This window comes from Actinotalea ferrariae CF5-4 (assembly GCF_000603945.1).
In the GTDB taxonomy this organism is placed as follows: Bacteria; Actinomycetota; Actinomycetes; order Actinomycetales; family Cellulomonadaceae; genus Actinotalea; species Actinotalea ferrariae.
Genome location: NZ_AXCW01000236.1, coordinates 1 through 6,716, shown reverse-complemented (window position 1 = coordinate 6,716; position 6,716 = coordinate 1). Strand labels below are relative to the sequence as shown.

General features: G+C 77.6%; 5 protein-coding genes. 1 reads left to right on the top strand and 4 read right to left on the bottom strand.

Annotated features, from left to right (window positions below; genetic code table 11):
• Positions 1 to 3: 3 nt before the first annotated feature.
• The 4 genes from hutI to hutH are packed head-to-tail and all read right to left on the bottom strand — an operon-like array spanning position 4 to position 5,874.
• Positions 4 to 1,200 (bottom strand): imidazolonepropionase, encoded by a 1,197-nt coding sequence (hutI, locus tag N866_RS15270; protein ID WP_052023126.1) that lies wholly within the window; start codon positions 1,198 to 1,200, stop codon positions 4 to 6.
• The gene (locus tag N866_RS15265; protein WP_052023125.1) at positions 1,197 to 2,639 is read right to left on the bottom strand and encodes a formimidoylglutamate deiminase; all 1,443 of its coding nucleotides are present in this window, start codon (positions 2,637 to 2,639) and stop codon (positions 1,197 to 1,199) included. The genes hutI and N866_RS15265 overlap by 4 nt, the downstream gene beginning before the upstream one ends.
• Positions 2,636 to 4,288: a urocanate hydratase gene (gene hutU, locus N866_RS15260; RefSeq protein WP_034227927.1), complete on the bottom strand. Its 1,653-nt coding sequence runs from the start codon at positions 4,286 to 4,288 to the stop codon at positions 2,636 to 2,638. The genes N866_RS15265 and hutU overlap by 4 nt, the downstream gene beginning before the upstream one ends.
• Before the next feature lie 14 nt (positions 4,289 to 4,302).
• Positions 4,303 to 5,874 carry a histidine ammonia-lyase gene (hutH, locus tag N866_RS15255; protein WP_034227926.1) on the bottom strand — a complete coding sequence of 524 codons (1,572 nt, stop codon included), beginning with the start codon at positions 5,872 to 5,874 and terminating at the stop codon, positions 4,303 to 4,305.
• Positions 5,875 to 5,955: 81 nt separating this feature from the next.
• Here hutH and N866_RS15250 point away from each other — a divergent pair.
• On the top strand, positions 5,956 to 6,716 hold a 761-nt coding region (locus tag N866_RS15250; protein ID WP_173406166.1), incomplete at its 3' end, for an IclR family transcriptional regulator.

Here is a 6,716-nt window from a genome sequence, read left to right as displayed (position 1 = left end):
CTCTCAGCCCAGGTCGAGGGCCCGTACCAGCGGCACGCCCGGCCGGTACGCCAGGTGCACGTGCGACGGCGCGTCGAGCACCGCGAGGTCCGCCCGCGCGCCCACGACGACCACCCCGACGTCGTCCCGGCGCAGCGCCCGGGCGCCCCCCGCGGTCGCGGCCCGCAGCGCCTCGCCCGGCGTCATCCGCATCTCCCGGACCGCGAGCGCGATCGCCAGCGGCATCGAGGTGGAGAAGGACGTCCCCGGGTTGCAGTCGGTGGCGAGCGCCACCGTGACCCCCGCGTCGAGGAGCCGCCGGGCGTCCGGGTACGGCGAGCGGGTGCTGAGCTCGACCAGCGGCAGCAGCGTCGCGACGGTGTCGCCGGCGCCGAGGGCGTCGACGTCGTCGTCGTCGAGGTACGTGCAGTGGTCCACGCTCGCGGCGCCGACCTCGACGGCGAGCCGCACGCCCGGGCCGGGGCCGAGCTGGTTGCCGTGCACCCGCGCCGCGAGCCCCGCGGCGATCCCCGCCCGGAGGACGTGGCGCGCCTCGTCCGCGTCGAACGCCGTCGGGGCGGCCGGCTCGCAGAAGACGTCGACCCATCGCGCGAGGGGCGCGCACGCCGCGAGCATCGGCCCCGCCACGAGGTCGACGTACGCGCCGCGGTCCCGCGCGTACGCGGGCGGCACGACGTGCGCGCCGAGGAACGTCGTCTCGGTGGTGACCTCGCGCGCGAGCCGGAGCAGCCGGGCCTCGCCGTCCACCGTGAGCCCGTACCCGCTCTTGACCTCGACGGTCGTGGTGCCCTGGGCGCGCATCTCGGCGACCAGGCGGCGCAGGCCCGCGCGCAGGGCGTCGTCGTCGGCCGCGCGGGTCGCGGCGACCGTCGCGGCGATGCCGCCCCCGTCGTAGCGCTCCCCCGCCATGCGCGCGACGAACTCCGCGGCGCGGTCCCCGGCGAAGACGGCGTGGGTGTGGGAGTCGACGAAGCCGGGCACCACCGCCCGGCCGCCGACGTCGACGCGGGCGTCCGCCGACGGCGCGTCGGCCGCCGGACCGACCCAGGCGACCCGGCCGTCCTGGACGACGACGGCGGCGTCCCCGACCGCGCCGAGCAGGTCGCCCCGCGCCGGGTCGTTGGTGACGAGCTCGCCGATCCCGGTGACGACGGTCGCCGCAGCGCCCCCGCCTCGCACCGCGCCGCCCTCGCCGCTCATCGCGCCGCCCTCGCCCGCACGTCCCCGACCGCGTCGGCGAGCAGCCGCGCGACGTCCCCCAGCCGGTGCACCCCGGCCTCGACGACGACCTGCCCGCCGACGACGACCGTGTCCACGTCGGCGGCGCCCGCGACGAGCGCGACCTGCTCGGGGTCCGTCCCGGCGGTCCGGACCGTGTCGGTGCGCACCGCGACGAGGTCCGCCCGGGCGCCCACCGCGAGCACGCCGGCGTCCGGCCGGCCGAGGGCGCGGTGCCCGGCGACCGTCGCGGCGGTGACGAGCTCGGCCGGGGCGAACGTGCCGCGCCGGCCGGTTGCGAGCCGCTCGTGCATCTCCACGGCGCAGACCTCGCCGAGCAGGTCGACGGTGACGTGCTGGTCCGTGCCCACGCACCACGGGCTGCCCGCGTCGCGCAGCGCCCCGGCGGGTGCGATCCCGTCGCCCAGGTCCCGTTCCGTGGACGGGCAGAGGCAGACGGCGGTGCCGGACCGGCCGAGGCGGGCGACGTCGTCGTCGGTCACGTGCACCGCGTGGACGACCGTGCTGCCCGGGCCGAGGAAGCCGGCGTCGTCGAGCACCTGCGCCGGCGTCACGCCGTAGGCGGCGCGGCACCGGTCGTTCTCGGCGGGCTGCTCGGACAGGTGGGCGTGCAGGGGCGCCCCGCGGTCCCGCGCCCAGCGGACCACCTCGGGCACCTGGTCCCGGGGCACGGCCCGCACGGAGTGCACGGCGGCCCCGACCCCGAAGCCCGCGTCGGGGCGGAGCAGGTCGACGCGCTCGGCCCAGCGCGCGGCGTCGCCGTCGCCGAAGCGGCGCTGGGTGCCCTCGAGGGGCTCCCCGACGTCACCGGTGAGGTAGCAGGTGTCGAGCAGCGTCAGGTGCAGGCCGGCCTCGGCCGCCGCCGCCCGCAGCGCCTCGGCCATGGCGTTGGGGTCCGCGTACCGGCCGCCCCCCGGCGGGTGGTGCAGGTAGTGGAGCTCGCCGACGGCGGTCACCCCCGCCAGGACCATCTCGGCGAAGACGGCGCGCGCGAGGCGGTGGTAGCCGTCGGGGTCGAGCACCTCGGCGAGCGCGTACATCTGGCGGCGCCAGGACCAGAAGTCACCGCGGTCCTGCGCTCCGCCGCGCAGGGCGCCATGGGACCCGCCGCGCAGGGCGCCGTGGGACCCGCCGCGCAGGGCGCCGTGCGTCCAGCCGCGCAGGGCGCGGTGGAACGCGTGGGAGTGCGCGTTCGCCATGCCGGGCAGGACGATGCCGGGCAGGCGGGCGTCCCCCGGTCGCGGGTCGACGCCGGCGTCGACCGACCGGAGCACGCCGTCGGTGGCCTCGAGGCGCACGCGCTCGGCGGGACCGCCGGGCAGCCAGGCGCGCTCGCACCAGTACCCGGTGGTGGTCGGGTTCGCCGTCGGGCTGCTGGTCGGGGCGGGGGTCGGGGTCACGGCTCCGCCATCGGCCGGCGCAGCCCGTGGGCGTCGGCCGTCGCGACCGCGTCCGCGTACCCGGCGTCGGCGTGACGCAGCACGCCGGTGGCCGGGTCGTTCGCGAGCACCCGGGCCAGCTTCGCCGCGGCGAGCGCCGTCCCGTCCGCGACGCTCACCTGACCGGCGTGCAGCGACCGGCCGATGCCGACCCCGCCGCCGTGGTGGATCGACACCCACGTCGCCCCGGACGACGCGCTGACCAGCGCGTTGAGCAGCGGCCAGTCCGCGATCGCGTCGGAGCCGTCGGCCATCGCCTCGGTCTCCCGGTACGGCGACGCGACGGACCCGGAGTCGAGGTGGTCCCGCCCGATCACCACCGGCGCCGTGATCTCCCCGGCAGCGACGAGCTCGTTGAACCGCAGCCCGGCGCGGTCCCGCTCCCCGTGCCCGAGCCAGCAGATCCGCGCCGGCAGGCCCTGGATCGCGACCCGCTCCTGCGCGGCGCGGATCCACCGGGCCAGGTGGTCGTCGTCGGGGAACAGGTCGAGCACCGCCCGGTCGGTCACCGCGATGTCCCGCGGGTCCCCGGAGAGCGCGGCCCAGCGGAAGGGGCCCTTGCCGCGGGCGAACAGGGGCCGGATGTACGCGGGCACGAAGCCCGGGAACGCGAACGCCCGCCCGTACCCGCCCTGGCGCGCCTCGTCGCGGATCGAGTTGCCGTAGTCGAACACCTCCGCCCCGGCGTCGAGGAAGCCCACCATGCCCTCCACGTGGCGGGCCATGGACTCCCGGGCGCGCTCGGTGAACTCCTCGGGCTGCGCGGCGGCGTAGTCGTGCCAGTCCGCGACGTCGACGCCGAGCGGGAGGTAGGCGAGCGGGTCGTGCGCGGAGGTCTGGTCGGTGACGACGTCGACCTCCACCCCGCGCCGCAGGAGCTCCGGCACGACGGCGGCGCTGTTGCCCACCACCCCGACGGACAGCGCACGCCGCTCCGCCTTCGCCGCGAGGGCCGTCGCGACGGCCTCGTCGAGGTCCGCCGCGACGCCGTCGAGGTACCGGTCGCGCACCCGCCGCTCGAGCCGCGCGCGGTCCACGTCGACGACGAGGCAGACCCCGCCGTTGAGCGTCACGGCGAGGGGCTGGGCGCCGCCCATCCCGCCGCAGCCGCCGGTGAGCGTGAGGGTGCCGGCGAGCGTCCCGCCGAACCGCTGCGCCGCGACGGCCGCGAGGGTCTCGTAGGTGCCCTGGAGGATCCCCTGCGAGCCGATGTAGATCCAGGAGCCGGCGGTCATCTGGCCGTACATGGTCAGCCCGAGGGCCTCGAGCCGGCGGAACTCCGGCCACGTCGCCCAGTCCCCCACGAGGTTGGAGTTGGCGATGAGCACCCGCGGCGCCCACTCGTGCGTCCGCAGCACCCCGACGGGCCGCCCGGACTGCACGAGCAGGGTCTCGTCGTCGCCCAGGGTCGTGAGCGTCCGGACGATCGCGTCGTAGCTCGGCCAGTCGCGCGCCGCCTTGCCCGTGCCGCCGTAGACGACGAGGTCGTCGGGCCGCTCGGCGACGTCGGGGTCCAGGTTGTTCATGAGCATCCGCAGGGGCGCCTCGGTCTGCCACGACCGGGCGTTCAGGGTGGTGCCGCGGGGGGCTCGTACGGCTCGGACGGCCATGGTGGGCTCCTTCCTCAGGCCAGCGGCCCGACGGCGTCGGCGGCGGCTGCCACGACCGCGCCGCTGCGGACGAGGCCGACGACCGCCTCGATCTCGGGGGCGAGGTGGCGGTCGGGCCCCGGCCCGGCGACGTGCTCGCGCACGAGCCGCCGCACGGCCTCCGTGCCGGCGGCGGGCGGGAGCCCGCCCGCAGCGCGCAGGTCGAGGGCGCGGGCGGCGGCCATCACCTCGATCGCGAGGACGCGCGTGAGCCCGTCGAGCCCGCGGCGCAGCTTGCGCGCGGCGTGCCACCCCATCGAGACGTGGTCCTCCTGCATCGCCGACGACGGGATCGAGTCGACGCTCGCCGGCGCCGCGAGCCGCTTGAGCTCGGTGACGAGCCCGGCCGCCGTGTACTGGGCGATCATGAGGCCGGAGTCGACCCCGGGGTCGTCGGCGAGGAAGGGCGGGAGCCCCTCGCTGCGCGCGGCGTCGAGGAACCGGTCGGTGCGCCGCTCGCTCATGCTCGCGACGTCGGCGACGGCGATCGCGAGGAAGTCGAGGACGTACGCGACGGGCGCCCCGTGGAAGTTGCCGTTGGACTCGACCCGCCCGTCCACCGTCACGACGGGGTTGTCGATCGCCGCGGCGAGCTCGCGCTCGGCGACCGTGCGGGCGTGGTCGACGGTGTCCCGCGCGGCGCCGTGCACCTGGGGGGCGCAGCGCAGCGAGTAGGCGTCCTGCACGCGGGTGCACGCGGGCGTCCCGTCCTCGGCGACCGTCCGGTGGCTCGCCATGACGGGCGAGCCCGCGACCAGTCGGCGGAGGTTCGTGGCCGCGGTGGCCTGCCCGGGGTGGGGGCGCAGGGCGACGAGGTCCGCGGCGAAGGCCGCGTCCGAGCCGAGCAGGGCCTCGACGCTCATCGCTGCGGCGACGTCCGCCGTCGTCAGCAGGGTGCCCAGGTCGTGCAGCGCCAGGCACAGCATCCCCAGCATCCCGTCGGTGCCGTTGATGAGGGCCAGCCCCTCCTTCTCGGCCAGGACGAGCGGGGCGAGGCCCGCGGCGGCGAGCGCCTCGGCGGCCGGGCGCGCGACGCCGTCGGCGTCGTGGACGGGTCCCTCGCCGGTCGCCGCGAGGGCGATGTGCGCCAGCGGCGCGAGGTCGCCCGAGCAGCCGAGCGAGCCGTACTCGTGCACGACCGGGGTGATCCCGGCGTCGAGCATCGCCGCGTAGGTGGTCGCGGTGACGGGGCGGACGCCGGTGCGGCCCGTGGCCATCGTCGCCAGGCGCAGCAGCTGCAGGGCCCGGACCACCTCGCGCTCGACCTCCGGGCCGGAGCCGGCTGCGTGGGACCGGAGGAGGCTGCGCTGCAGGTCGGCGCGGCGGGTCGGCGGGATGTGCCGGCGGGCGAGCGCACCGAAGCCGGTCGAGATCCCGTAGTGCGGTACCGGGTCGCCGGCGAGCGCGTCGACGACGGCGCGGCTCGCGGCGATCGCCTCCAGGGCCGACGCGGCGATCCGGACGGGAGCGCCGTCGCGCGCCACCGCGACGACCTCCGCGACGGTGAGCGGAGCGCCGGTCAGCACGACCGCCGACGACGTTGTCATGACGCCATCACATACCCGCGTCGCCGCAGCCAGAACCCCTCCGGGACCGCTACCGTCTCGGATACGAGACAGGAGGCGACCGTGGACGGTGCTCCGGCGGGACGGGACGTGCCCGCGGCGCGCTCGGCGGTGCGCGTGCTGGCGTTCCTCGCCGCGCAGGCCGGTCCCGCCCCCGCGGTGACGATCGCCCGCAGCCTCGGCCTGCCGCGCTCGACCGTCTACCACCTGCTGTCCGTCCTGGTGGACGAGGGGTTCGTCGACCACTTGCCGGAGGAGCGGCGCTACGGGCTGGGCGTCGCCGCCCTCGGCCTCGGCTCGGCGTACACGCGTCAGGCGCCGCTGACCCGCCTCGCCCGCCCGGTCGTCTCCCGCCTGGTCGACGCCACCGGGCAGAGCGCCCACCTGGCGGTGCTGCACGGCCCGGAGGTCCTCTACCTGGTCCAGGAGCGGGCGCCCGGCCGGCCCGCGCTGGTCACCGACGTCGACGTCCGGCTACCCGCCCACCTCACGGCGAGCGGACGGGCCGTGCTCGCCGGGCTGCCCCCGGCGCAGGTCAGGGCGCTGTTCCCCGACGCGTCGTCGTTCGTGGACCGGACGGGCGCCGGGCCCCGGGACCTGCGGTCGCTCCAGCGGGTCCTGCGCGAGGTGCGGGCCCGCGGTCACGCCACCGAGGACGGGGACGTCACGCCCGGTCTGGCGTCGGTGGCGCAGGCGGCGACCGACCACACCGGCCGCCCCGTGGCGGGCATCGCGGTCACGTTCCGTGCCGCCGACGTCGCGCCGGACGAGCGGGCCGGGCTCGTGGCGGCGGTGGTCCGCGCCGCGGCGGACCTCAGCCGGCG